A 23,496-nucleotide genomic window follows, 5' to 3' on the forward strand; every position below is an offset into this window, starting at 1 on the left:
ACGACTTTGGCTCTGTACGCAGCTTTCTTTACAATGCATAAAAGAAGAAAGGTATCCATAAAGGCAACAAAAAACCCGTAATCGTTAGCGATTACGGGTTTAGTGAACAAAACACTATTCCTAAAAAATTACTGCTTCCTTCTGTTATCGTTCGAATCGGTATCGATTAACTTATTGTAAGGATCGATTCCTACTTCCATTGGTTTTTCGTCTACAATAATTTTAAAGGTATTATCAATCTGAGTAATTTTATGTTTTTGGAGGTACAGCACTTTTTCCTTTTTACTGTCTCCGGTAGGCTCACCAAAAACACCTACTTCGATATAATCTGCCAATGGTAAGGACTGGATTTCTTTTTTATCCTTTTTACCTTTAAATGTCAGGGTTTTACCATTTTCATCTTTAAATACCTGTTTGCCTTTTTCACCAGCACGGTACTTACTTACCTCTGCATTAATAGTCACTTCATATTTACCATTTGGCAGTTTTTTGGATGTAAAGTCCTTTACCCTGTTTTGATAGAGCGTAACGGTCTCGAACATATCCTTAATCAGGTATTTCAGCGAATCTGGCGTAGCTTCATTTAAATAAGATACAAACTCTACAGAATTGGTATACGGTGCTTCCTGATAAGCCACTTTAGCAATGTATTTTTTCAGGGCATCGTTCATATTCTTCTCTCCTATATAATCACTAAGCGCATACAGCACCAATGACCCTTTATTGTAATGAATGTATTGCTGGTTTTCATTAAGCATCAGGGGCTGTTCTTTTTTACGTTCGATGGTTCTTCCCATCAGGTAGCCATCCAAAGCTTCTTTCAGGAATTTACGCATCTGTAATTTGCCATATTGTTTTTCCAGTACTTTTAAGGAACTGTATTCTGACAAACTTTCAGACATCAGTGTCGCCCCCTGTACGTTTGCTCCAATCACCTGATGTGCCCACCATTGGTGTGCCATCTCATGCGAGGTAACCGAAAAAGGATAATCGACTGCGTCTTCGTCTTTACTGTCTACATCGGCAATAAAACCAATTGCTTCCGAGAATGGGATTGTATTGGCAAACGATTGTGCAAAACTACCACCCGTTCTTGGGAACTCGATAATTCGTGCCTGCCTGTGTTGGTAAGGGCTGAAGTTGTCAGAATAATAGGTAAGTGATTTTTTTACCCCATCAATCATACGATTGACATTGTATTCATGTCCTTTCTGATAATATACTTCGATATTAACCCCTTTCCATTTGTCTTTCTTCACTTCATAACGTGCTGAATTGTAAGCATAGAAATTGAGCATTTTCTGATCCATTTTATAATGGAAATAGTTACGCCCTTTGTCTTTCCATTCTTTTACCAGATAGCCTGGTGCAATTGCCGTTTGGTCACCTGATGTACTTACCGTAGTTTCAAAGGTGATCCAGTCCGCATCATTTGAAATATAAGTATTCTTACGTGCGATACTATCATTAACACCAGCCATCCTGTCTTTTGGTTTCAGTCCATAACGTTTACGCACATCATCATCGGAAAGTTCTCCGCTATCGGAATATCCAATAGAAGGAAACATGCCATTATTGATAAAGGTTCCATTTCCAATAACCGGAGAATGATCGGTAATAAGAGTATTCGGCTTGTTCTTCATCACAAAGTCAAAACGCAATGAATCTCCTGGTGCCAAAGGTGTTTTTAACACATAAATATTAAAATTATACAGTGTATCCCGAGAGATTAAATCCGCAGGACGGTCAAATGCGAAGGTGGATTTATAACTGTTATAATCAATAAATATGGAATCAATGGTATGTGTGGTTTTATTCTTTAAGATATACGATCCCTTCACTTTAAAATCCCGTGTCTCCGGATAGATATCAAGATCCACTTTTACATCTGTAATTCTTGGCTGTGGGTACTTCTCGTATTTTTTATACATTTTCTCCATATCGAAAGCCAGCTTCTCCTCTTCTTTTTGGGAGTATCTTTTGTTCTCAATATTGGTTTCATAGTAGATTTTTGCTCCAATAGCAAGAAAACCAACCAAAGCCAAAAGCATCGGAACCATTAATCCCGGTTTCATTCGTTTTCTGGCAATCGCAAACTTTTCTTTGGCAGAAGTTACAATACCACGATTCCAGAATAATAATGCCAGGCAAAAGAATACAATCCCCAACAGGCACCAATAGAATTTGTACAGATAATAACTGCTCAGTTCGCTACCGTATCCGTTCATGTCCGAATACATATATCCGGTATCCGAATTGAATTTATAAATGCCCTGTTCAACACCAATTTCTGGTAAAAACTGGAAGGCAATAGACAAAATCATTAAGACAAAGAAGCCCAACAGATAGTTCTTAAAAAGTGTCTGGATAATAATCGCCAGGAAAGCCCATACTATAAAGTTGATCAGCTTTAAACCATATAATTCAAACAGGTAATGCCCGATTTCGAAATTATAATAACCATGGTACGACTGAATAAGCACTCCTGCAATGACGATCAGCAGCAATAGCGTCACCTGCATTTTGATTAATGCAATGAATTTAGAAAATAGCAATACCCAGTTTGGGATTGGCGTCACATCAACCAAATGCCCCATACGAGCTGTATCAGCGCGATGTATCAGCATTCCGGCAAACAGGAATGTCAGTATATTGATAAAGAAACTGAACATTGTCCCGGGAATCTCCAGCATTTTCCAGGTTACCGGAAACGTTTTGGTACCATACAAGGCACCCGCTGAAATGGACATTAGCAATAACATAATTAAGCCCACAATAGCAATCGCGATAAAAGCCCAATTGCGTAATATAAATTTAAAATCTACATTGGAAAGACTCCAGGACGTCTTGATATTTTGCCAGGCTGAAAAATTAAAATGCACTACAGGAAGTTCAATTCTTGTAATTCCGCCAAAGTTATTTTTTACCACACGGTCATTTTTCCGGCTTCTACCAATGCTTAGTGCGGTCTGGCTAAAAGAGAAAAAATTATACAACAGTCCGAGAATCACAAAAGAGATGGTCAGCCAGATGATCCTGTTGTAGATAATAACCCCTTCAAAAGGCAGTAAATTTTCATTTTGTTCTGATACCGTCCAGTATTTTGTATAATAGCTGGCTGCCTGCTCCCCAAAAGGTTCCCAAAGCGCTACAATATACCTATTATCAATATCACGGGTAAAACTGGCCAGCATTCCTTTGATAAAGATCAGTAGGATCACTGCAATAAAGCCAATAGAGATATTTCTTGAAATCGTAACTACTGCAAAAACCAGCACACCAAAGAAAAAGAGGTTTGGAATAACATAGATCAGATAAATCTGGGCATAGGCTACAACATTAAACGGCGCTATTAATTCATGATTCACCCAAGGCAATATCGTCGCAAACTGGATCCCTAATACTATTGCTACTGTTATCAGTATGACAATCAGGAGGGAGCTAAAAAATTTTCCGGCGATATAATCGATTTTGGTAAAAGGATACGAAAAAAGGATTGTGTGCATGTTATACCGAAAATCGCGGTACACGGAAGACCCAACAATAATAGGCAGCAGAAAATAAATCAGGTAATTTAATCCGTTGATAAAATCGTTAAGCGCAATAGGAGAATTCGCCAGTGCGTTGGTATTCCGAACTGCCGTAACATTATCGAAAGCCCCAAATTGCACCGCTGAAAACAAAAGTGATATCCCAAAAAAGAGGATCAGGAAAATATAGAAAGACGGATTCTTAAACCATCGTTTCAGTTCAAAGTTAAATATTGTCGAAAACATATTATTGATCGTTTTTTAGTGCTACAAAATATACATCTTCAAGCTGTGGTACCGCATTTACAAAAGTAGCATCCGGCTGTTCCATACTGTGCACTTTTATATTCAGCGTGTTATCCTCATTGTATTTCGAAGAGATCACGTTGAAGTTCTGTTCGTAGGATTCCAGATCTTCCCGTTCTACTATTTTGGTCCAGATCTGGCCATTAAGATTTCCCTGTGCCTGGGCTGGTGTACCCTGAACCAGGATTTTACCGCCATTCAGGATTGCCATTTCATTACACAATTCTTTCACATCATCCACGATGTGGGTAGAAAAAATTACGGTATGGTTAGTCCCGATCTCCCGCAATACATTCAGGAAACGGTGGCGTTCTGCAGGATCCAGTCCGGCTGTAGGCTCATCAACAATGATTAATTTCGGGTTATTCAATAATAATTGTGCAATTCCGAAACGTTGTTTCATCCCCCCGGAATAACCGCTTACGCTTTTTCCCCTTTGGTCATATAAATTGGTAACTTCCAATACTTTTTTTACAATTTCCTTACGCTCCGTTTTTGAAGAAATACCTTTTAAACGGGCGAAATAATCCAATAAATTTTCTGCCGACATATTCGGGTAAACTCCAAATTCCTGTGGCAGGTATCCCAAAACTTTACGAAGGGCAATATTATCTTCCAATATATTAATACCGTCAAACTCTATCGTACCTGAATCAGGCTTCTGTAATGTTGCTATAGTACGCATCAGGGAAGATTTCCCCGCTCCGTTAGGGCCTAACAGACCAAACATACCCGCACCAATTTCAATATCCAGATTATCCAGCGCTTTTACACCGTTTTTATACGTTTTACTTAAGTTGTGTATTTTAAGTTTCATAATTTATGATGGTTTTGTTTATTATTTAGTTAGTGGTAAGATAGGCGATTTTGTTACATTTATTTTAACTTTTTTTTAATAAATATAAATTTTCGCTACCAAAAGCTACCAGAAAAATGAAGAATTACAGACCCCGTACAACTGTGAGAATCTTTGTACCTTTGTCGTATTCACAATAAAAGAAAGTATGATAGAAGATAAAACGCCACAGCGTACCAGTTTATCCGATTTGGGCGAATTTGGACTTATTGAGCACCTCACAAAAAATTTCGAGATCACACAGCCTTCCACCTTAAAAGGTATTGGTGATGATGCTGCCGTATTGGATTTTAAAGACAAAAAAGTAGTTGTTTCCACAGACCTGCTTATCGAAGGCGTTCATTTTGACCTTTCGTACATGCCCCTAAAACACTTAGGCTACAAGGCAGTTGTTGTCAATGTTTCCGATATCTATGCGATGAATGCCAATCCTACGCAAATCACAGTTTCTGTAGCTGTTTCCAATCGCTTTCCGTTAGAAGCCCTGGAAGAATTATTCGAAGGCATTACGCTTGCTGCAAATGAGTATAATGTTGATGTAATTGGTGGCGACACTACTTCATCGCAAAAAGGGCTTATCATTAGCATTACTGCTATCGGAGAAGCTGATGGTAATGAAATCACCTACCGAAACGGTGCAAAATCCAATGACCTGCTCGTTGTTACGGGTGACATCGGCGGAGCCTATATGGGATTGCAGGTTTTGGAACGGGAAAAACAGGTATTTCAGGTGAATCCAAACAACCAGCCTGATCTTGATGGGTATGCTTACCTGATCGAGCGTCAGCTGAAACCGGAAGCACGAAAAGACATTCGTACATTATTGCATGCTTTAGAAATACAGCCTACAGCAATGATCGATATTTCTGATGGGCTTTCCTCTGAAATCATACACCTTTGCAAGCAATCAGGTGTTGGATGTAACCTCTATGAAGATAAATTACCGCTTGATCCGCAATTAATCAATACCTGTGAGGAATTTAATCTGGACAGTACTACAGTAGCCATCAATGGCGGCGAAGACTACGAACTCCTTTTTACGGTTTCCATGGATGATTTTGACAAAATAAAAGGCAATCCTAATTTTACAATTATCGGACACATGACACAGGAAAGTGAAGGCATACACCTCATTACCAGGGCAGATACCAAAATACAATTGAAAGCGAGAGGGTGGAATGCCTTACAGCAGGAATAGTTTAAAAAAGAAAAACGTTAAAGATTCTTTGGGGGCAGAACTCTTTAACGTTTTTTCAGCAATAACATCAAATAAATTAAAATAGTAGGTTAAGCTTTCAAAATTCAAACAAAAAGGCTTAATTTATTTTCATTTAGTCGTTGATTTATTATCCAAAACAAGCCACATATATTAAAGTTATACTAACGATTACAATCTTCGTGATATAAACAATAATTTGCATCATAGTGGTTTATTCTGTTTAATAAAACCTCAAATTAATTCCCAGAAACTACATACTGGTAATTCTTTGACTAAATTAATACCTAAGCTTACTTATCCGGTTACGGTTAAACCGTAATTCGTATATTTTAAAATTATTTTTGTCTGTTTTATAACATTCCACGGCTCTTGGCTTCCCGGATTAGCTCTTCATCATTACAGCCAATGATGCTAAATATATCTTTCATGTGAAGTTTTCTTTTTTCGATAGCGCTCAATGACAACCCAACATAATGCGGGATATTCTTCGTCATGACGCCATTGGAAAGATGGTGTATGATCTCACGATCGATTTCATCTAACGTAAGTTCGGCAAGGGAGTTGTTTATAAAATTAAATACGGTTTTGCTGTAATAGGGTTCACCACTCATTATTTTATCAAAGGCATTCAGCAACTCATCAAACGTAAGATCATTCTTGATTATAAGCCCGTTGGGTTGGATTTTCTTAATGATATTGCTGATCCGAAGCATTTCGGTGTGCATTGTCAGGAGAATTACTTTACAATCCGGCATTTTCTCTTTTATAAAAACAGCCAGGTCTTCGCCCGAGAATATTTTCTTCTCATCGCAGGATGGCATACTGATGTCTAAAAAGGCAACATCAAAATTTTCTTTTCGGTCTGAAGCGGAAGCAATAATTTCATAACCCGATTTGCAATCGCTTGCCTGATCGATCTCCATCACATACTTTTCCTTCTTATATCCTGCAAGCGTATTTTTATACGCTTCAATAATAAAAGGGTGGTCATCCACCATTAGTATTTTAATTTTCTTTGGCATATCCATTTAGTGTTTAGGAGGATTAGGCACCAGAATTTCCAACTGTGTCCCTTCTCCCTTTTTAGCAATAATATTTAAAGTTCCATTAAAACTCATAACTCTTGACTCCATATTACGAAGGCCAATCCCCTTGCTTTTTTTAGTGGCATCAAAACCAACTCCATCATCTTCAATGATAAATTTCAATACATCCCGGATTTTTAAAATACTGATGCCCACATGTTTTGCATTCGCATATTTATTGATATTCTGGAATGCTTCCTGTAAAATACGATACAGGTTAATCTTAATATCATTATCAATCAGTTCCCATTCTATAGAGGCATCTAAATTAAAATTAATTTCGGCATCAATCAATTTTTCCTGTTCGTTTATTAAGTCTTTCACAATAGCCACGAAGTTATTGGTCATGGCATTTTTCTCATTGGAAAGATCATGTGATATCTCCCGGATATCCTGTTCGATATGTTGCAGTTGTGCGATATAATTATACCGATCCTGGACAGAATCCTCATCGGTTTTCTTATTGAGGCTATCCAGATTGAGCCGTGTCCCAAATAATCTCCCCAGTATACTATCGTGCAGCTCCTGAGCTATCCTTGTTTTCTCTGCATGCCGTACTTCTTCAATTTTTTTCTGCTGTGACAACATGAGGTTGTAAATATTTTCATTGGCTTTCTGCTGATCCTGCCGCATTAATAATTCCTTATTTTTAGAATTCTGCGTACGGATGACAAATAACAAAAGCCCAATAAAGATAATGATTACTGAGGTATAAATAATCGTACGGTTGCGCTCTACCAGTTCATCTTTTTGTATAATCAGCTCATCGGTCTCAAACTCAATACGTGCAAGTTTATTCCGGACATTCCGCTCTGCCTGCTGGAGGCTGTCATTAATAGCGATATACTCCGCGGAATAATCAGCACTTTTTGCTTTATTAATCACAGTCAGTTGCTTTAAGGTCAACAGTACATCCCGATAAATCCGGTTGTCTTTGGCCGTTTTATAAGCTGATTTTGCAAAATCCATAGCCATCAGCGTATCTTTTTGATGCGCATAATATTCTGACAGATGGATTTCATTAATAATGATCCCAGGGATGATCTTAAGACTATCCCTTATCCGGAGTGATTTGTAGAAAAGCCCGGGAAGTCCATGGGTATCATTTAGTTTAAATTTGGAATAGGCCAGATTATCCAGCAGCATCGCATAAATAAAGGTTTTATCACGGAAAAGATTTTTCTGGCTTAGCCCTTCTCTGAATTTTTCAACAGCTTCGTAATGATCGCCCATATTTTTATAGACAAACCCTAAATTGTTCAGCGAAGTAGCTTTGGCCTGGTAGGTAACATCTATTTTTCCCTTTTCTGCAATCGATATCGCTTTTTGATGGTATTCAATTGACTTCGGATATTCTTTTAGCTCATTATAAACCACACCCAATATATTATTGGCCTCATAGATCATTTTATCATCCTCATTGTTCCTAAAATGCTTGAGGGCTTTAAAAACTGAACTTTCACTTCCCAAAAGATCACTTTCGTTGGTTTGCACCATTGCTTTATTTAGGTACATCCTCCCAATATTAAAATCATCATGTATCAGGGAGTATAATTCAGCTGCTTTGGAATAATTGAGGTAAGCACTATCACTTACGGATTTATAAGCATAATAATCACCGATATAACTTAGCGATTTCGCTACAGATGCGGTATCTTTTGCACTTCTGGAATTGTTTTCGATCTTCTGTACAATTGCCTTATATCCTTCCAGGTCATTCATATTATAAAAACGATTGGCGACATCAAAAAGGTACTTGCGATTCATTGAATCATTAGATTGACCCACGATAATATCTAACGCTTTATAATTATTATCCCGGCGTACTTCCACCTCTTTGGTTTCATCATAGGCCACAGCAAGGTATATGGACAGACTGTCTTTGGCTTTTGTAACATTTCCCAGTTTTTCACCTTTTTGGTTACAGGAAAACAGCAATAAGAAAACAGTAAATAAAATAAACGGATTTTTCAAAATATATTATTCTTTAAACAAAAATAACAAAACATTGTATAAGAAAAGACTGCCATAAGGCAGTCTTTTCTTTAATTTTATGATATGAATAGTGTAATTTATTTTTTTCCACCACCAACACCCTGACCTCCGTTGTCTACAGGCATAACCTGAGAAGGAGCTACTGTAGGTGCCACTTCGATACCGGCGTCAGCATTTACATTTTGATCATCAATTTCATCTGCACTACACGAGTTTAATACAAGTGCAAACATAAAAACTCCGAGGGTTAAGATAACTTTTTTCATAATAAGTAGATTTAAGATTTTGAGCAATTCTGATAAATAATATTTTTTTTAATTCTTTTTCAATGTAGAGAATATAGTTGAAAAAACAAAAAACTATTTCTTTTCTACAAAACAAAAATACATCCAATCCTCGCTCCCATCCAAACAATGTACATTATATATGGTAGTTAGCCCCTTTTTGATGGTAAAATAACCCCTCATAGCCGTAACTGGATACTCTCTATATTTCCTTGATATCAGCGGTGGGAATAACACTGATGATTAAATCGATATTTTTCTTATAGGACTTGGAAAAAGGCAGTTTGATCTTACTGTTTTTAATATAACAGGCCGAATTTCCTAAATGGATTCTGGACACATAATTCATATTAATCACGTAACTATTGTGGATTCGTACAAACTGTGCTGGCAAAGTATTTTCGAAATGCTTAAGGGTTTTAAAGGCCGTTATAGTATCGCCATTATTGATGAACAAATCAGTGGAATTATTATCCGCCTGCAGGTATACAATATCTTCTGTATCTACAAAACGATAATCGCCATAGGACTTTAGGCAAATAGTCTGATTTTTTACTTCCCTGAGGAATTGTGAATTTTTATTGGTAATCCCAAAATTATGAATTTCCGAAGCTGTATTCTCCACGGCATATTCAAACCGCAATAATGCTTTTCTCATGTCTTGTGTACGCAATGGTTTTACCAGGTAATCGAATACATTATGTTTTATTGCCTCATAAGCATGTTGTCTCCCTTTGGTCACTACGATGATCCTTGGCAGTATTTTGAGGTATTGCGTAAGTTCATGGATGAGTTTAAAGGAAAGCTGGCTTTGTTCCTCTAAAGGATCTATTTCCAAAAAAACAAGGATAGGATGTGTTTCCAGTATGAGATTCAACCCTTTTTCATAATTATCCGATGTACCTACCAGGAAAAAGTCAGAAAAATTATCCAGTTCTAATTTAATTTCACTTGTGCTTTCGAGATCATCATCGATGATGACATATGGGTATTTCATCCGGTTTCTTTTAATCGTTATTTATTCGGCTGGTTTTTCAGGGAATACCATCGATAACACTACAGCTATAATTAATACACCGCCTACCACAATAAGGGAATGTAATGAATCAATTGTATAAAAGGGGGCCACCACCATTTTCAGCCCTATAAATGAAAGTATAACCGCAAGTCCATATTTTAGTTTGCTGAAAAGGTAGATAAAATTAGCCAGTAGAAAATACAAGGCCCTTAATCCTAAAATGGCAAATATATTAGAAGTATAGAGTATAAACGGGTCGTCGGGAGCGATGGCAAAAATAGCAGGAATAGAATCTACAGCAAATAAAAGATCGGTAAATTCGATTACGGCCACTACGACCAGCATCGGTGTTGCCAGTTTTTTGCCGTTTTCTATAGTGAAAAAATTATCCTTGTCGTAATTTTTACTCACCTTAAACATTTTATGTATAATCCTGGAACCGGGACTTTTGGAGAAGTCTTTTTCCGCTTCATCATCGTCATGGGAAAACCATGATTTTATTCCAGCATAGATCAGGAAGAAACCAAATAACGTTAGTATAATGTTGGGGCGGTAAAATTCTTTTGCTTCGTAATCAATCGAAACTCCCTCAGCATGTTTTAGAACGAAATTCCAGCTTCCGATATTCATTTCTGGGAGATACGTCAGCTTGATCAGCCCTACTCCCGCAAAAATGAAGAAGCCTCGTAAAAATAAGGCCCCGATGATCCCCCAAAAAAGAATTTTATGCTGGTTTTCCTTAGGGACATTGAAAAAACCAAAAACCATAATAAATACAAACAGGTTATCTACCGATAGCGCTTTTTCAATCCAATAGGCCGACTGAAACTGAGAAAATTTTTCTACTCCGGCAAAATAATAAACAAACCCACTAAAAATCATCGAGAGGCTGATCCAGACTACCGACCACCCAATCGCTTCCTTATTAGTAATGACGTGCCCTTTTTTATTAAAAATACCCAAATCCAGTAATAGCATTATCACCACAATAACACCAAATGCAATGATTAGCCCAGGATGATTAATTAGATTGTCCATGTTATTCGGTTTTATAAGTTTCCGTTACCGCATTCCTCTTAGGATAATAAATACAAAAAAGGCCTGAAAAATTGTAATCAGCAATACTGTACTTTTTTTCAGGCCTCCTATAGGTTGGTATGAATTATTTCATTTTCATTAGCCATTTTTTCATGGAAACCTCATCATTGATGATGTCTCTAAGGGCAGAAATCTCAACACGATCCTGTTTCATAGTATCCCGATGGCGAATCGTAACGGTTTGATCTTCCAGAGTCTGGTGATCTACCGTTATACAAAATGGAGTACCCAGTGCATCCTGTCGTCTGTACCGTCTTCCAACAGCATCTTTCTCGTCATATGCCACATTAAAATCCCATTTCAGGTCTTCAATGATCGTTTTTGCGACCTCGGGAAGTCCATCTTTCTTTACTAAAGGCAATACTGCCGCTTTTGTTGGCGCCAATACTGCAGGGAGTTTTAATACCGTTCTTGTAGAACCGTCTTCCAATGTTTCCTCTTTCAGGGAATTTGAAAAAACTGCCAGGAACATCCTGTCCAGTCCTACAGAAGTTTCCACTACATAAGGTACATAATTCTGATTTAATTCTGTATCAAAATATTGTAATTTCCTTCCGGAAAACTGCTCGTGTGCTTTAAGGTCAAAATCGGTTCTGGAATGGATTCCTTCAAGTTCTTTAAATCCAAATGGGAAATTAAATTCGATATCTGCAGCAGCGTTAGCATAATGCGCCAATTTTTCATGGTCGTGGAAGCGATAGTTTTCTTTTCCTAATCCCAAAGAAAGGTGCCAGCTCAGTCGTGTCGCTTTCCAGTAGTCATAATATTTCATCTCTTCGCCCGGACGCACAAAAAACTGCATTTCCATCTGTTCAAATTCACGCATACGGAAGATGAATTGTCGGGCTACAATCTCGTTTCGGAATGCTTTCCCGGTTTGGGCAATACCAAAAGGTATTTTCATCCTTCCGGATTTCTGTACATTCAGGAAATTCACAAAAATCCCCTGAGCAGTCTCAGGACGCAGGTACAAATCCATAGCACTATCAGCCGAAGCACCTAATTTCGTACCAAACATCAGGTTAAACTGCCGTACTTCCGTCCAGTTTTTAGATCCTGTTTCCGGATCGGCAATCTCGAGTTCTTCTATCAAGGCTTTTACATCAGCCAGGTTTTCATCACCCAATGATTTTGCCATGCGCTCCAAGATTTCTCTTTCCCGGGCTTTATATTCCATCACGCGGGCATTTGTAGTCACAAATTCCTCTTCGTTAAAAGCGTCACCGAAACGGGCTCTCGCTTTTTCGATCTCCTTCTGCGCTTTTTGGTTTAATTTTTCTGCATAATCTTCAATCAGGACATCGGCTCTGTACCGGCGTTTGGAATCTTTGTTATCGATTAGCGGGTCATTGAAAGCATCTACGTGACCGGAAGCTTTCCAGGTGGTAGGATGCATCAATATGGAAGCGTCAATCCCGACGATGTTTTCATGCATCTGAACCATGGATTTCCACCAATATTCCCTTATGTTTTTCTTTAATTCTACTCCGTTTTGTGCATAGTCATATACTGCACTCAAACCATCATAAATTTCGCTTGACGGAAATATAAATCCGTATTCTTTTGCATGCGAAACTACATTCTTAAATAAGTCTTCTTGTTTTGCCATAGTGCAAAAATATAAGTTTTTCTGAATATTTAACAGCCGTTGGTAATTAATTAAAGGATTTCAATGCCTTGTAAAGCCTTAAACACCAATTATACCTTCTAATTTGAAATTTATAATTAAATTACGGTTTGTTTTCCAATTGTACCATCGTCAGGTTACGACTGTCCCCCTTGTTGCCCGGCACTAAATTCCGACGTTATGCTGCAAAACCTGATCAATCTCCTGTTTCCCAAAACCTGCCCGGGCTGTACTGCCTCCCTCGAAACTCATGAACACATACTCTGTACCCATTGCCGCCATGAATTGCCTTTAACACGTCAACATTTGGTCAAAGAAAATGATTCCTATGGCAAATTTTACGGCCGTTTACCCCTCGAACATATTTCTGCACTGCTTCTTTTTCATAAAAAAGGAATTGTACAGCAGCTCATACACCATCTAAAATACAAAGGCCACCAGGAAATTGGGACCTTGCTCGGCGACTGGTATGCACCTGACCTTCGGAATTCCCTTATTACTGTTGATGCTATTATACCAGTTCCTTTACATCCAAAAAGATTGCGGGAACGCGGTTATAACCAGGTCACCACTTTTGCGAGCGCCCTTTCCAGGAATCTTGAAATCCCGATAGCCGATCAATTGCTATTCCGAACTTCTTATGCCAAAACACAGACTCAAAAGAACCTGTTCTCCCGTACGGAAGTCCGTGAAAGCCCATTTGCGGCAAAATTTGATACCGCAGACCACAACAAACATTACCTGATCGTTGACGATGTGCTCACCTCCGGAGCCACGATGGAAGCTTGCGGAAAAGCATTACTGGAAATTCCGGGTACCAAATTGAGTATCGTAACTATGGCTGTTGCACATTCCTGAAGAAGACCCTTCTTCCTAAATTTTCGAGAAAAAACCCTAAATTTCAATACCTTTTGGCTGCATTTATATAATTTGCCAGTCTCTAAATATAATTGTTATTTTGTATCGATCTAATCTTTGCTGTATGCTGAACAAACGCCTTTTATTCTATTTCTTTATTTTCGCCCTTATTGTGGTCAGCTGTGCCAAACGCGGAAGTATCACCGGTGGCGAAAAAGACATCACACCCCCTAAAATGACAGGCAGTTCTCCCGAGAATTTCAGCACCGGATTCACCGGCAAGATGATCAAGATTACATTTGATGAATATGTCAAATTAAAAGGCATCAATAAACAACTTATTGTATCACCTCCGATGAAAAAAATGCCGAATATTACTCCGCAAGGAACGGCAAATCGCCAGGTTACGATTCAGATTTATGACACTTTGCAGCCCAATACTACGTATAGTTTTAATTTTGGTGAAAGTATCGAAGACAACAATGAAGGCAATAAATTCCAGCAATTCAAGTATGTTTTCTCTACAGGTTCCTATATTGATTCCTTATCGCTTAAGGGACGTATCAAAGATGCTTATAATAAAGAACCCGATAATTATGTAACCGTCATGCTGTATGAGGTGAATGACAGCTACACGGATTCGATTGTATACAAAGAAAACCCAAGGTACATTACCAATACTCTGGACAGTATGAAAACCTTTAGCCTGGACAACCTGAAAGAGGGAAAATACCTTCTGGTAGCCTTAAAGGATAAAAACAATAACTATAAATTTGATCCGAAACAGGATAAAATAGGATTTCATAATGAGTTCATTACTGTTCCAAATGACACCGTGTATGAAATCGAATTATTTAAAGAAATCCTGCCTTTCAAAGCCTTACGCCCTACACAGGCTTCCGGAAACAAACTCCTTATGGGTTATGAAGGAACCTCAAAAAATCTAAAAGCGGAAGTACGCGACGGCTCCAGACTTTTACCATCCATTATCACACAATATCCCGAAAAAGATTCCGTCTATATCTGGTATCCTCCCATAAAAGCAGACTCCCTGAATGTGATTTTAAAAACAGATCTTACTAAAAATGAGTTCAGTGTTAAAATCAAAAATCAAAAAAACGATACGCTTAGCTTATCATCCGATACTAAAGAAATGAATTTTCGCAATAATCTTGCTTTGCGATCGTCAGTGCCTTTGCGTAAATTTGATAAATCACTAATGCAGCTCATCAAAAAGGACTCAACGCAGGTTCCTTTTACTACTGTCTATGATAGCCTGGACATGCGTATGGAATTTGTTTTCGAGAAAGAAGAACTGGAAAAGTACAGCCTTACACTATTCCCCGGTGCTGTTACCGATTACATGGGAAGCGTCAATGACACTCTGAAAATGAGTGGCTCAACCCGTACTTTTGCAACTTATGGGAATCTCAAACTCACTTTACAGAATGTAAAGTCCTATCCTGTCATTGTGGAGTTAACCAATGCCAAAGGAGAAGTTATGGCATCCGCCTACAGCGAAAAAGAAAATATCATTAACTTTTTCAATATCAATCCGGCACTTTATACGATTCGTGTCATTTATGACGAAAATAAAAACCGCATCTGGGATACCGGAAACTTCCTGGAAAAACGACAAACAGAACAGGTCATTTATTATCCCAAGGAAATTGACGTCCGGGCGAATTGGGATGTAGATCAGGTTTTTAATTTAGCGCCCTGACCAAGGTTCAGCCTATGGTAATACGATCCCTATCATTTAGAAAACCAAAATGAGACCTGGCTTCGTACATTGGTTTTTGTGCTATTGCAATGGTCAAAACAGCCGCTACATCTTTGTGTTCTGTTAATGGATTTCCCATGTAATCGAATACCTGTGACTGTCCGTTATAGGCATGCCCATTACCATCTTCTCCAACGCGATTCACACCGGCTACGTAACACATGTTTTCGATTGCCCTTGCCTGTAGCAGTATATTCCAGGCCTGTATTCTTTTTTCAGGCCAGTTGGCTACATACAGCAGTAGGTCATAATCTTCTAAATTTCGGGAAAAAGCAGGAAAACGCAAATCATAGCAAACCATCAGGCAGATTTTCCATCCCTTATGCCCTACTATTTTTTTATCCTGTCCTGCCGTATATACTGTTTCTTCTCCTGCCAGTGTAAAAAGATGTCTTTTATCATAATATTCTACTAATCCATCGGGAGTAACAAAAAGCATACGATTATAATATGCGTTATCCTCCTGGATGATCAAACTCCCACAAAGGGCTGCTTGGGCTTGTACTACCATCGATTTCATCCATGTTACCGTCCTGCCCTCCATAGTCTCCGCATTTTTAACCGGATGCATGGTAAAGCCCGTTGTAAACATCTCCGGTAAAACGATTAAGTCCGTAGTTTCGTCCAAAGTGGCAATCTCTTTTTCAAAATACTTTCGATTGGCTTCAGGATCCTCCCAAACAAGTGCCGCTTGTAATAGCTTAATTTTCATACTGTAGATTTTCTCTAAAATTAAAACTATAGTCCCGAATAAGCATCCTAAAAGCAATAAATTATAGCCTTGTTATCCTGAATCCATTTTTAACAGTGTGTTAGCACACTTTATAGATGAAACAATTTAATTTTGCACAATACAAATTAAGATCATGGATTCTTTACACCTCAACAATCAGCTTTGCTTTCCGATTTATGCTTTATCGCGTCAAATGACGGCCTTATACCGCCCCCATCTGGACAAAATGGGATTGACCTATCCGCAATACCTGGTAATGTTAGCGCTTTGGGAACATGAAACGGTATCGGTAAAAAAACTGGGGAATTTATTATGGCTCGACAGCGGCACATTGACTCCCCTCCTTAAACGTATGGAAGAAAATGAATTATTGAGCCGTAGCCGTTCTAAAACAGATGAACGTGTGGTTAATATTAGCCTGTCCGATAAAGGAAAAACCCTTCGTGAATCTGCCAAAGATCTTCCGGATCTGCTAAAACAGCAACTTGAAAATGATGGTGTACAACTCGAGCAGTTACGTGCTCAATTACAACAACTCTTAGCTGTTACTACAGCGCAATGCAAACTATAAATCAAAAAACAATCTTATGAAAATTCTAATTATTGCTACTTCACATTCTGAATTGGGGACAACTGGCCATAAAACCGGCCTTTGGCTGGAAGAACTGGCTGCACCCTATTATACCTTCGTTGATAATGGCATAGCGATCACACTTGCTTCTCCAAAAGGTGGGGCAATCCCAATGGATCCTAAAAGTGATGATCCGGATTCCCAAACTGAAGCTACCATACGCTTTAAGGCCGATAGTGCTGCAGTAGCAGTACTCCAAAATTCCGTACCGCTTTCGCAAATTCATCCAGAGGAGTATGATGCTGTCTTTGTTCCTGGCGGCCATGGCCCAATGTGGGATATCGCAGATAATCCGGAGGTGAATACAATCCTGGAGTACTTTACTTCCAACAACAAGCCTATAGGTTCTGTATGTCATGGTGTTGCAGCACTTGTAGGGGTAAAAGACGCGAAAGGCCAGCCTTTGGTAGCCGGTAAAAAAATCACCTCTTTTACCAATACCGAAGAAGAGTTGGTGCAATTAACGAAAATTGTCCCATTTCTATTGGAAACCCGCCTAAAAACACTGGGAGCCGAATACAGCAAAAAAGGGGATTTTGCCCCTTATACCGTCATTGATGGCAAATTAGTCACAGGACAAAATCCTGCTTCTTCCGTGGGAACTGCAGAAGCCATTTTACAACTTTTAAAATAATAAATTTATGGAAGCATTATATACCGCAGCAGCTACGGCTACCGGAGGCAGAAACGGACAGGTAAAAAGTTCTGACGGCGTACTGGATATTGAAGTACGCATGCCAAAATCACTTGGGGGATCGGGAGACGGTTATACCAATCCGGAACAACTTTTCGCAGCAGGTTATGCGGCTTGTTTTGACAGCGCACTGAACCTCATTATAAAAACAGAGAAGATCAAAACCGGTACGACCACCGTCACAGCTGAAGTAAGCCTGATTAAAACCGAAACAGGTGGTTTTGCCCTGGCTGTAACCTTAACCGCAAACATACCCAGAGTGACATCGGAGCAGGCAAACGAACTGATCGAAAAAGCACACCAGGTTTGCCCGTATTCCAACGCGACACACAACAATATTGACGTACAACTTTCAGTAACGGTAAACGATTAATTATGAAATTATTAGATGCGCTACAATGGCGTTATGCAACGAAAAAATTTGACCCGGCTAAAAAAGTAGCTCCGGAATTAGTAGACCAAATTATAGAAGCAGCCTGGTTAGCCCCAAGCTCTTCAGGATTACAACCTTATGAATTATTTGTTATTACCAACCAGGAACTTAAGGAAAAGATGGTCGCTAATGGGATGAACCAACAGTTGATTACTGATGCGTCGCACTTGTTAGTCTTCGCAGCCTGGGATAATTATACCGAAGCCCGAATTGACAACATTTATGCACACACGACTACTGAGCGTGGGCTTCCGGCCGATCGTTTTAAAGAATACACCGATCGTCTCAAAGCCATGTATCTTGATCGCCCATCGGAATTAAACTTCGCCCATGCTGCGCGTCAGGCTTACATCTCTTTTGGTCTTGCATTGGCTGCAGCCGCAGAACTTCGGGTCGATGCAACACCGGTAGAAGGTTTTGACAGCAATTTGGTGGATGAGGTATTGCAACTGAAAGAAAAAGGTTTAAAAAGTGTTACGCTATTACCATTAGGCTATCGTGATACTGAAAATGACTGGCTCGTCAATCAAAAAAAGGTTCGCCAGCCCAAATCAATATTTCTCACTGAGATCAAATAATTAGTGAATATCTATAAAAAAGGAGTGCTGTGGCACTCCTTTTTCTATTTATTTTGCAATGTGTCCTTTATCGAATTGTAATTTCATCTATAAAGATAAAAGCATTTCCTCCAAAACCCTGGTGCCATTCTGGAAGCTGCCCATAATTATAGGCTTTCACTTTAATATACCGAGCTGTCGTTTCCGGAACTGTAGCCTCAAAATCTACAATAGTCGTCCGTTCCTCTCTAATGGGTAGTTTATTGACAATAGTCTGTAACAGTTTAAAATGTATCCCATCATCCGATCCATAGTATTCTACTTTCGTAGGCATTACGATCCACGCTCTGGAATCCTGTAGGAAACGCGCAGAAAAATGAGAAATTTTTGTGGCTTTCTTCCTATCGATTATCGCTTCGAAATCCTGCCCCTGATAGCCTTGCCAATCTCCTTTTCGCCAGTTCTCATCCCCCCTGATGCCATCAATGAGCCCATCAGGCCCACCGGCATGGTATTGAGGGTTATACACGGACTGTAATGTAATTCCATAGTCATTGGGCTTTTTATAATAAGAAGCTGTTACCGTATGGCTTTTATCATCCCCTCGTAAGACATAAGCCTGTATTGTACTACTGCTGCTTATCGTAAAAGGAGCACTATATTTTGAAAACACGGGCGCCGAATTACGTTCCTGATCCTGAACATTATAAAAAACAGTAGTATTGGTCTCAGCAGTAATTGTAATAGTCAACGGCGTTTGAAAGGATTTAGAAGCGGCAGTAATGACCGGAACCGGAACAATCAGATTATAGGGTTTTGTTTTCAGAACCTCTGCAGATATGCCAATCTTCTTCAAATCCTCTGCAGTACTGTTTTTTGTGATCGTCGCTGTAGTCCCATTTTCGAGGTGAATTATAACCTTGTCAAAATAAGGAACAGTGGTGCTCCATTCGGGGATTCCGGGTGTAACGGCATACATGCCCATAGCACTCAGGACATACCAGGCACTCATTTGCCCACAATCCTCATTCCCAATCAATCCATCGGGTGTGTTTTTATAAAAATCATCAAGGATGTAGTGCACCTTGGCTGTAGTTTTTTCAGGTTTTCCAATATAGTTATACAAATAAGCCATATGATGGCTGGGCTCATTACCATGTGCATACTGCCCGATCAGTCCTGTGATATCTACCTGTTCCCGCCCCGTAGTTGCCGAAGGGCTTGTAAACATTTCATCGAGTTTGGCTTCAAAAGCTACTGCGCCGCCGTATGCTTCAATCATACCGGGGATATCCTGAGGAACAAAAAAAGAATACTGCCACGAATTCCCTTCGGTAAAATTATTGTTTACTTCCTTTGGATCAAAAGGGGTATCCCAACCGCCATTTTTCTTGGGCTGCATAAAAGTGGTAACCGGATTAAATACATTTTTCCACGATTGGGAACGCTTCATAAAATACTGGTATGTGTCCTTTTGTTCCAACAGCAGCGCCATTTGGGCAATACACCAATCATCATAGGCATATTCTACCGTTTTGGAAACACTTTCATGTTCATCATCAATACTGATAAAGCCATTATCCTTATAGGCTTTCAATCCCAAATGATCCAGCATCGCACTATGTTTTGAGGCTTCGAGTGCTTTTGCATAATCAAATCCTGTGATCCCTTTCGTCATCGCATCAGCCATTACGGATACGGAGTGGTATCCAATCATACAATCGGTTTCATTAGAGGCCAGTTCCCAGACGGGCAATCGTCCTCCCTGTTCATATTGCTTTAAAAATGTATTGATATAATCTGCCGTCCTTTTCCTATCAATAAGCGTATACAGCGGATGTGCTGCCCGGAAAGTATCCCAAAGGGAGAATACGGAGTAATAGTCAAATCCGTCCGCGTGGTGTATTTCATTATCCCTTCCGCGGTACTTGCCATCCACATCCATTGCGATATTCGGTTGCATCATCGTATGATAAAGGGCAGAATAAAATATGGTTTTCTTTTCGCTGTCTGCAGTTGTAATTTCGATTTTTGAGAGCTCTTTCTCCCAAAGCTTTTCTGCGGCTTTCCGGATTTTATTAAAGTTCCAGTGTGGCAGCTCCTTCGCCCTATTTTTGGCGGCACCTTCGTGTCCTGTGGGTGACAAGGCCACTTTTACCTGCAAAACAGCTCCTTTTTTAACCTGCTTCGAAAAGCTGATCGCTAAAAGGCTGCCCGCAAAAAAAGTATCAGTTGTTTTAGCAGGGGCAAAAGCATTATTATTCACTTTAGTGATGGTCATCGGCTGATCGAATTCAATCCGTGCAAAAACATACTGGTCACGTGCCCAGGCTTCACTTCTCCGCAAAACCTCAATCGTCCTGTCATTGATCACCCGTACTTCGCCCATCAGGAGGTGATCTCTATGATTCAGGTCGAGTATAATATTGGCCTGCCCACTTTTCGAAAAGGTGTAACGGTGCATAGCACCTCTTGGAGTGGCGGTCAGCTCCACAGCAATATCGTCTTTGTCCAATACTACACTATAAAAACCAGCAGCGGTAACCTCGTTATTATGGGAAAAACCCGAAGCATATTCCTTAGGTTGTAGCATGGGCTGTCCCATAGTGGGCATCAGCATAATATCGCCAAAATCAGAAACACCTGTCCCATTAAGATGGGTATGGGAAAAACCATAGATGAGGGAATCGCTATAATGGTAGCCGCTACACCCGTCCCAACTGCCATCGGTACGCGTATCCGGAGATGCCTGTACCATTCCGAAAGGAACGGTAGCGCCTGGAAAAGTATGTCCATGACCACCCGTTCCAATCATCGGATTGACATAGCGATACAGCTTCTGACTGTGGGCTGATACGAGCATAAAGAAGAATACCAGCGCTATATAATATTTCATTGGATAAGTTTTAGAAATCCAAATATAGGAAATAATCAACAGGTTGTTTTCTATCGGAAATGGGAATTGTAGCACTTTATACACAAACAAAACCCCGTCCGACACCAAAGTACCGACGGGGTTTTATTAGAGTCTATAATTATAATAGATTAAAAATCAATTACTACAACATTTTTCTGAGGGGCAAAAAGGTGTCGTTTATTTCGTTTTATTTTTTGAAATCAGATCGGCCATTAGTAGTGCGTTATAGGCATTCACTACTTTACCAGATCTGGAAAATTCTGAGAATGGTTTTACCGTTCCCTTAGTTGCTCCGGGTACCTGTACTGCTATCGGAAACGATAATCCTGAATCCATCAGAAGCTGCTTTATCTGTGGCGCAGTCAATTTTGGATAATACGACCGAATCAGCGCAGCTATTCCTGCTACTACCGGAGTTGCCGCTGAAGTACCGTTAAAAAAATCATACCGGTCACCCACTACTGTAGTATAGATTCGTTCCCCTGGCGCAAAAAGATCGACCTGTGTTTGGCTATAATTTGTGAATGAGGCGACTAATTTCTCGGTTATAGCATTTGAAATGGCTCCTACTTTTATAAAATTATCACTTACTTCATCATGGATATAGTCACTATCATTGGGATAGTAGGGATTTTCCCGGCTAACTTCTGTGTTACCATTTCCTGCAGCACTGACAATCAGAACATCCTTTGCTGCAGCATAACGAATAGCCTCCAAAATCCACTCTTCATGCAGGGAGAGCAATTTTCCAAAGCTCATATTGATAACAGAAGCACCATTATCTACCGCATACCGAATTGCTAAAGCGATATCCTTATCGTTCTCGTTACCTTTTGCGGCCAATGACAGCGGCATAATTACAATCCTGGAAGTGCTTTTTTTAATGTCTTTTTGATTCTTTTCTGCGGCAACCAAAACACCTGCTACTTTTGTCCCATGCTGCAATACAGTCACATTGGCAGCAACAGTATTACTACCATAATTGATATCTGTAAGGTCTTCTGGATCATCACCAGTAATACTTCGGTCATCATATTCCAGATTAATTGACTTATCCATCTTTTCCTGAATATCCTTCCCATAATTGGCAATCCATTCTTCCGACAGGTTATTCTTCATATAATCCATCATATAATAGATATCATCACCCAATTGTTTTTCAGCACTGTAAAGGCGATATAAACTATCCAGCCGTACGAGGGTATAATCTTCTTTCGGGAAATAGTGCTTTAGGCTTTTTTTTGATTTTACATAACCTTCTTTCAGGAATTTTACATAGTCCTGCTCTTCCTGCATGTCTTTTTGAAGTGCTTGGTATTCTTTAAGCCCTTTTTGGTATAAAATAAAATCTTTCTTTCGGTTTTCGGGGATAACATCCGGGGATTTGTTTTCAAATTCTCCACGGAACTTCCGTATAATACGGATTGATTCCATGTTAGCATATAGGATATTCTCCCCTTTAGGATTGCTGGTAAAATTCCATCCATGGATGTCATCAATATAACCATTATGATCATCATCGATTCCATTATCAGGAATTTCACCCGTATTTGTCCAAATGTTGTCTTTTAAATCTTTATGATGAATATCAATCGTTTCATCAATAACAGCAACAATAATTTTCTTCCCTTTTTTTCCGGACAATAAGTCACGATAAGCCTTCTCTAAACTGGTACCCGGAATAGTATCTGCTACTGCATCTCGATCCTGCCAGTTTTTTTGCTGTTCCGGGGTTAATTTCGCTTTTCTGCTAATCGCTCCCGATTCAAATGCAATAGGTTTATAGGTTTTTACCGTAGTGCAGTGATAAAATAAGAAGGACAAAAAAATGGTGAATATTATTTTTAGTTTCATGCTGGAAAATTAGACATT

General features: G+C 39.3%; 18 protein-coding genes. 7 read left to right on the forward strand and 11 right to left on the reverse strand.

Annotation, left to right across the window (positions count from 1 at the left end):
* Positions 1–128: 128 nt before the first annotated feature.
* Both FK004_RS03110 and FK004_RS03115 read right to left on the reverse strand, forming a co-directional pair.
* On the reverse strand, positions 129–3,776 hold the full coding sequence (locus tag FK004_RS03110) for an ABC transporter permease/M1 family aminopeptidase (RefSeq protein ID WP_108735933.1): 3,648 nt from the start codon (positions 3,774–3,776) through the stop codon (positions 129–131).
* Position 3,777: 1 nt separating this feature from the next.
* The gene (locus FK004_RS03115) at positions 3,778–4,653 is read right to left on the reverse strand and encodes an ABC transporter ATP-binding protein (protein WP_108735934.1); all 876 of its coding nucleotides are present in this window, start codon (positions 4,651–4,653) and stop codon (positions 3,778–3,780) included.
* A gap of 187 nt (positions 4,654–4,840) precedes the next feature.
* Between FK004_RS03115 and thiL the strand changes: the two genes are divergently transcribed.
* On the forward strand, positions 4,841–5,890 hold the full coding sequence (gene thiL / locus FK004_RS03120) for a thiamine-phosphate kinase (protein ID WP_108735935.1): 1,050 nt from the start codon (positions 4,841–4,843) through the stop codon (positions 5,888–5,890).
* A gap of 371 nt (positions 5,891–6,261) precedes the next feature.
* On the opposite strand, the gene FK004_RS03125 is transcribed toward thiL, so the two are convergent.
* The 6 genes from FK004_RS03125 to FK004_RS03150 form a co-directional block, all read right to left on the reverse strand.
* Entirely contained in the window at positions 6,262–6,933 is a 672-nt protein-coding gene (locus FK004_RS03125; RefSeq protein ID WP_227871662.1) for a response regulator, read from the reverse strand.
* 6 nt (positions 6,934–6,939) lie between these two features.
* On the reverse strand, positions 6,940–8,970 hold the full coding sequence (locus FK004_RS03130) for an ATP-binding protein (RefSeq protein WP_108735937.1): 2,031 nt from the start codon (positions 8,968–8,970) through the stop codon (positions 6,940–6,942).
* A 98-nt stretch (positions 8,971–9,068) separates the two neighbouring features.
* Positions 9,069–9,257: a hypothetical protein gene (locus tag FK004_RS03135; RefSeq protein WP_108735938.1), complete on the reverse strand. Its 189-nt coding sequence runs from the start codon at positions 9,255–9,257 to the stop codon at positions 9,069–9,071.
* A 220-nt stretch (positions 9,258–9,477) separates the two neighbouring features.
* Positions 9,478–10,272, reverse strand: a complete 795-nt coding sequence (locus FK004_RS03140) for a LytR/AlgR family response regulator transcription factor (protein ID WP_108735939.1) — start codon at positions 10,270–10,272, stop codon at positions 9,478–9,480.
* 21 nt (positions 10,273–10,293) lie between these two features.
* Positions 10,294–11,331: a TerC family protein gene (locus FK004_RS03145; protein WP_108735940.1), complete on the reverse strand. Its 1,038-nt coding sequence runs from the start codon at positions 11,329–11,331 to the stop codon at positions 10,294–10,296.
* 124 nt (positions 11,332–11,455) lie between these two features.
* On the reverse strand, positions 11,456–13,000 hold the full coding sequence (locus FK004_RS03150; RefSeq protein ID WP_108735941.1) for a glycine--tRNA ligase: 1,545 nt from the start codon (positions 12,998–13,000) through the stop codon (positions 11,456–11,458).
* 198 nt (positions 13,001–13,198) lie between these two features.
* Here FK004_RS03150 and FK004_RS03155 point away from each other — a divergent pair, with 198 nt between their 5' ends.
* Both FK004_RS03155 and FK004_RS03160 read left to right on the forward strand, forming a co-directional pair.
* Complete coding sequence (locus tag FK004_RS03155) at positions 13,199–13,876, forward strand: ComF family protein (RefSeq protein ID WP_108735942.1); 678 nt, start codon at positions 13,199–13,201, stop codon at positions 13,874–13,876.
* A 124-nt stretch (positions 13,877–14,000) separates the two neighbouring features.
* Positions 14,001–15,599 carry an Ig-like domain-containing domain gene (locus FK004_RS03160; RefSeq protein WP_108735943.1) on the forward strand — a complete coding sequence of 533 codons (1,599 nt, stop codon included), beginning with the start codon at positions 14,001–14,003 and terminating at the stop codon, positions 15,597–15,599.
* Positions 15,600–15,606: 7 nt separating this feature from the next.
* Here the strand turns inward: FK004_RS03160 and FK004_RS03165 are convergent, their stop codons facing one another.
* On the reverse strand, positions 15,607–16,371 hold the full coding sequence (locus FK004_RS03165; RefSeq protein WP_108735944.1) for an amidohydrolase: 765 nt from the start codon (positions 16,369–16,371) through the stop codon (positions 15,607–15,609).
* Positions 16,372–16,525: 154 nt separating this feature from the next.
* On the opposite strand from FK004_RS03165, the gene FK004_RS03170 reads away from it, so the two are divergent.
* From FK004_RS03170 to FK004_RS03185, 4 genes are read left to right on the forward strand one after another with little or no spacing between them, the layout of a single operon-like run.
* Positions 16,526–16,963 carry a MarR family winged helix-turn-helix transcriptional regulator gene (locus FK004_RS03170; RefSeq protein WP_108735945.1) on the forward strand — a complete coding sequence of 146 codons (438 nt, stop codon included), beginning with the start codon at positions 16,526–16,528 and terminating at the stop codon, positions 16,961–16,963.
* A gap of 16 nt (positions 16,964–16,979) precedes the next feature.
* Positions 16,980–17,657: a type 1 glutamine amidotransferase domain-containing protein gene (locus FK004_RS03175; RefSeq protein WP_108735946.1), complete on the forward strand. Its 678-nt coding sequence runs from the start codon at positions 16,980–16,982 to the stop codon at positions 17,655–17,657.
* 7 nt (positions 17,658–17,664) lie between these two features.
* Positions 17,665–18,090 (forward strand): organic hydroperoxide resistance protein, encoded by a 426-nt coding sequence (locus tag FK004_RS03180; protein ID WP_108735947.1) that lies wholly within the window; start codon positions 17,665–17,667, stop codon positions 18,088–18,090.
* 2 nt (positions 18,091–18,092) lie between these two features.
* Positions 18,093–18,728 (forward strand): NAD(P)H-dependent oxidoreductase, encoded by a 636-nt coding sequence (locus tag FK004_RS03185; protein ID WP_108735948.1) that lies wholly within the window; start codon positions 18,093–18,095, stop codon positions 18,726–18,728.
* 67 nt (positions 18,729–18,795) lie between these two features.
* Here the strand turns inward: FK004_RS03185 and FK004_RS03190 are convergent, their stop codons facing one another.
* Together FK004_RS03190 and FK004_RS03195 are read right to left on the reverse strand one after the other, a co-directional pair.
* A complete protein-coding gene (locus FK004_RS03190) occupies positions 18,796–21,603 on the reverse strand; it encodes a GH92 family glycosyl hydrolase (protein ID WP_108738738.1) in 2,808 nt (935 codons plus the stop codon).
* A gap of 198 nt (positions 21,604–21,801) precedes the next feature.
* Entirely contained in the window at positions 21,802–23,478 is a 1,677-nt protein-coding gene (locus tag FK004_RS03195) for a S8 family serine peptidase (protein ID WP_108735949.1), read from the reverse strand.
* Positions 23,479–23,496: the final 18 nt, after the last annotated feature.

The organism is Flavobacterium kingsejongi (genome assembly GCF_003076475.1).
In the GTDB taxonomy this organism is placed as follows: domain Bacteria; phylum Bacteroidota; class Bacteroidia; order Flavobacteriales; family Flavobacteriaceae; genus Flavobacterium; species Flavobacterium kingsejongi.

Coding starts and splice junctions, on each gene's coding strand:
- FK004_RS03110 (WP_108735933.1), bottom strand. CDS start 3,776: ATGTTTTCGACAATATTTAACTTTGAACTGAAACGATGGTTTAAGAAT.
- FK004_RS03115 (WP_108735934.1), bottom strand. CDS start 4,653: ATGAAACTTAAAATACACAACTTAAGTAAAACGTATAAAAACGGTGTA.
- thiL (WP_108735935.1), top strand. CDS start 4,841: ATGATAGAAGATAAAACGCCACAGCGTACCAGTTTATCCGATTTGGGC.
- FK004_RS03125 (WP_227871662.1), bottom strand. CDS start 6,933: ATGCCAAAGAAAATTAAAATACTAATGGTGGATGACCACCCTTTTATT.
- FK004_RS03135 (WP_108735938.1), bottom strand. CDS start 9,257: ATGAAAAAAGTTATCTTAACCCTCGGAGTTTTTATGTTTGCACTTGTA.
- FK004_RS03140 (WP_108735939.1), bottom strand. CDS start 10,272: ATGAAATACCCATATGTCATCATCGATGATGATCTCGAAAGCACAAGT.
- FK004_RS03145 (WP_108735940.1), bottom strand. CDS start 11,331: ATGGACAATCTAATTAATCATCCTGGGCTAATCATTGCATTTGGTGTT.
- FK004_RS03150 (WP_108735941.1), bottom strand. CDS start 13,000: ATGGCAAAACAAGAAGACTTATTTAAGAATGTAGTTTCGCATGCAAAA.
- FK004_RS03155 (WP_108735942.1), top strand. CDS start 13,199: ATGCTGCAAAACCTGATCAATCTCCTGTTTCCCAAAACCTGCCCGGGC.
- FK004_RS03160 (WP_108735943.1), top strand. CDS start 14,001: ATGCTGAACAAACGCCTTTTATTCTATTTCTTTATTTTCGCCCTTATT.
- FK004_RS03165 (WP_108735944.1), bottom strand. CDS start 16,371: ATGAAAATTAAGCTATTACAAGCGGCACTTGTTTGGGAGGATCCTGAA.
- FK004_RS03170 (WP_108735945.1), top strand. CDS start 16,526: ATGGATTCTTTACACCTCAACAATCAGCTTTGCTTTCCGATTTATGCT.
- FK004_RS03175 (WP_108735946.1), top strand. CDS start 16,980: ATGAAAATTCTAATTATTGCTACTTCACATTCTGAATTGGGGACAACT.
- FK004_RS03180 (WP_108735947.1), top strand. CDS start 17,665: ATGGAAGCATTATATACCGCAGCAGCTACGGCTACCGGAGGCAGAAAC.
- FK004_RS03185 (WP_108735948.1), top strand. CDS start 18,093: ATGAAATTATTAGATGCGCTACAATGGCGTTATGCAACGAAAAAATTT.
- FK004_RS03190 (WP_108738738.1), bottom strand. CDS start 21,603: ATGAAATATTATATAGCGCTGGTATTCTTCTTTATGCTCGTATCAGCC.
- FK004_RS03195 (WP_108735949.1), bottom strand. CDS start 23,478: ATGAAACTAAAAATAATATTCACCATTTTTTTGTCCTTCTTATTTTAT.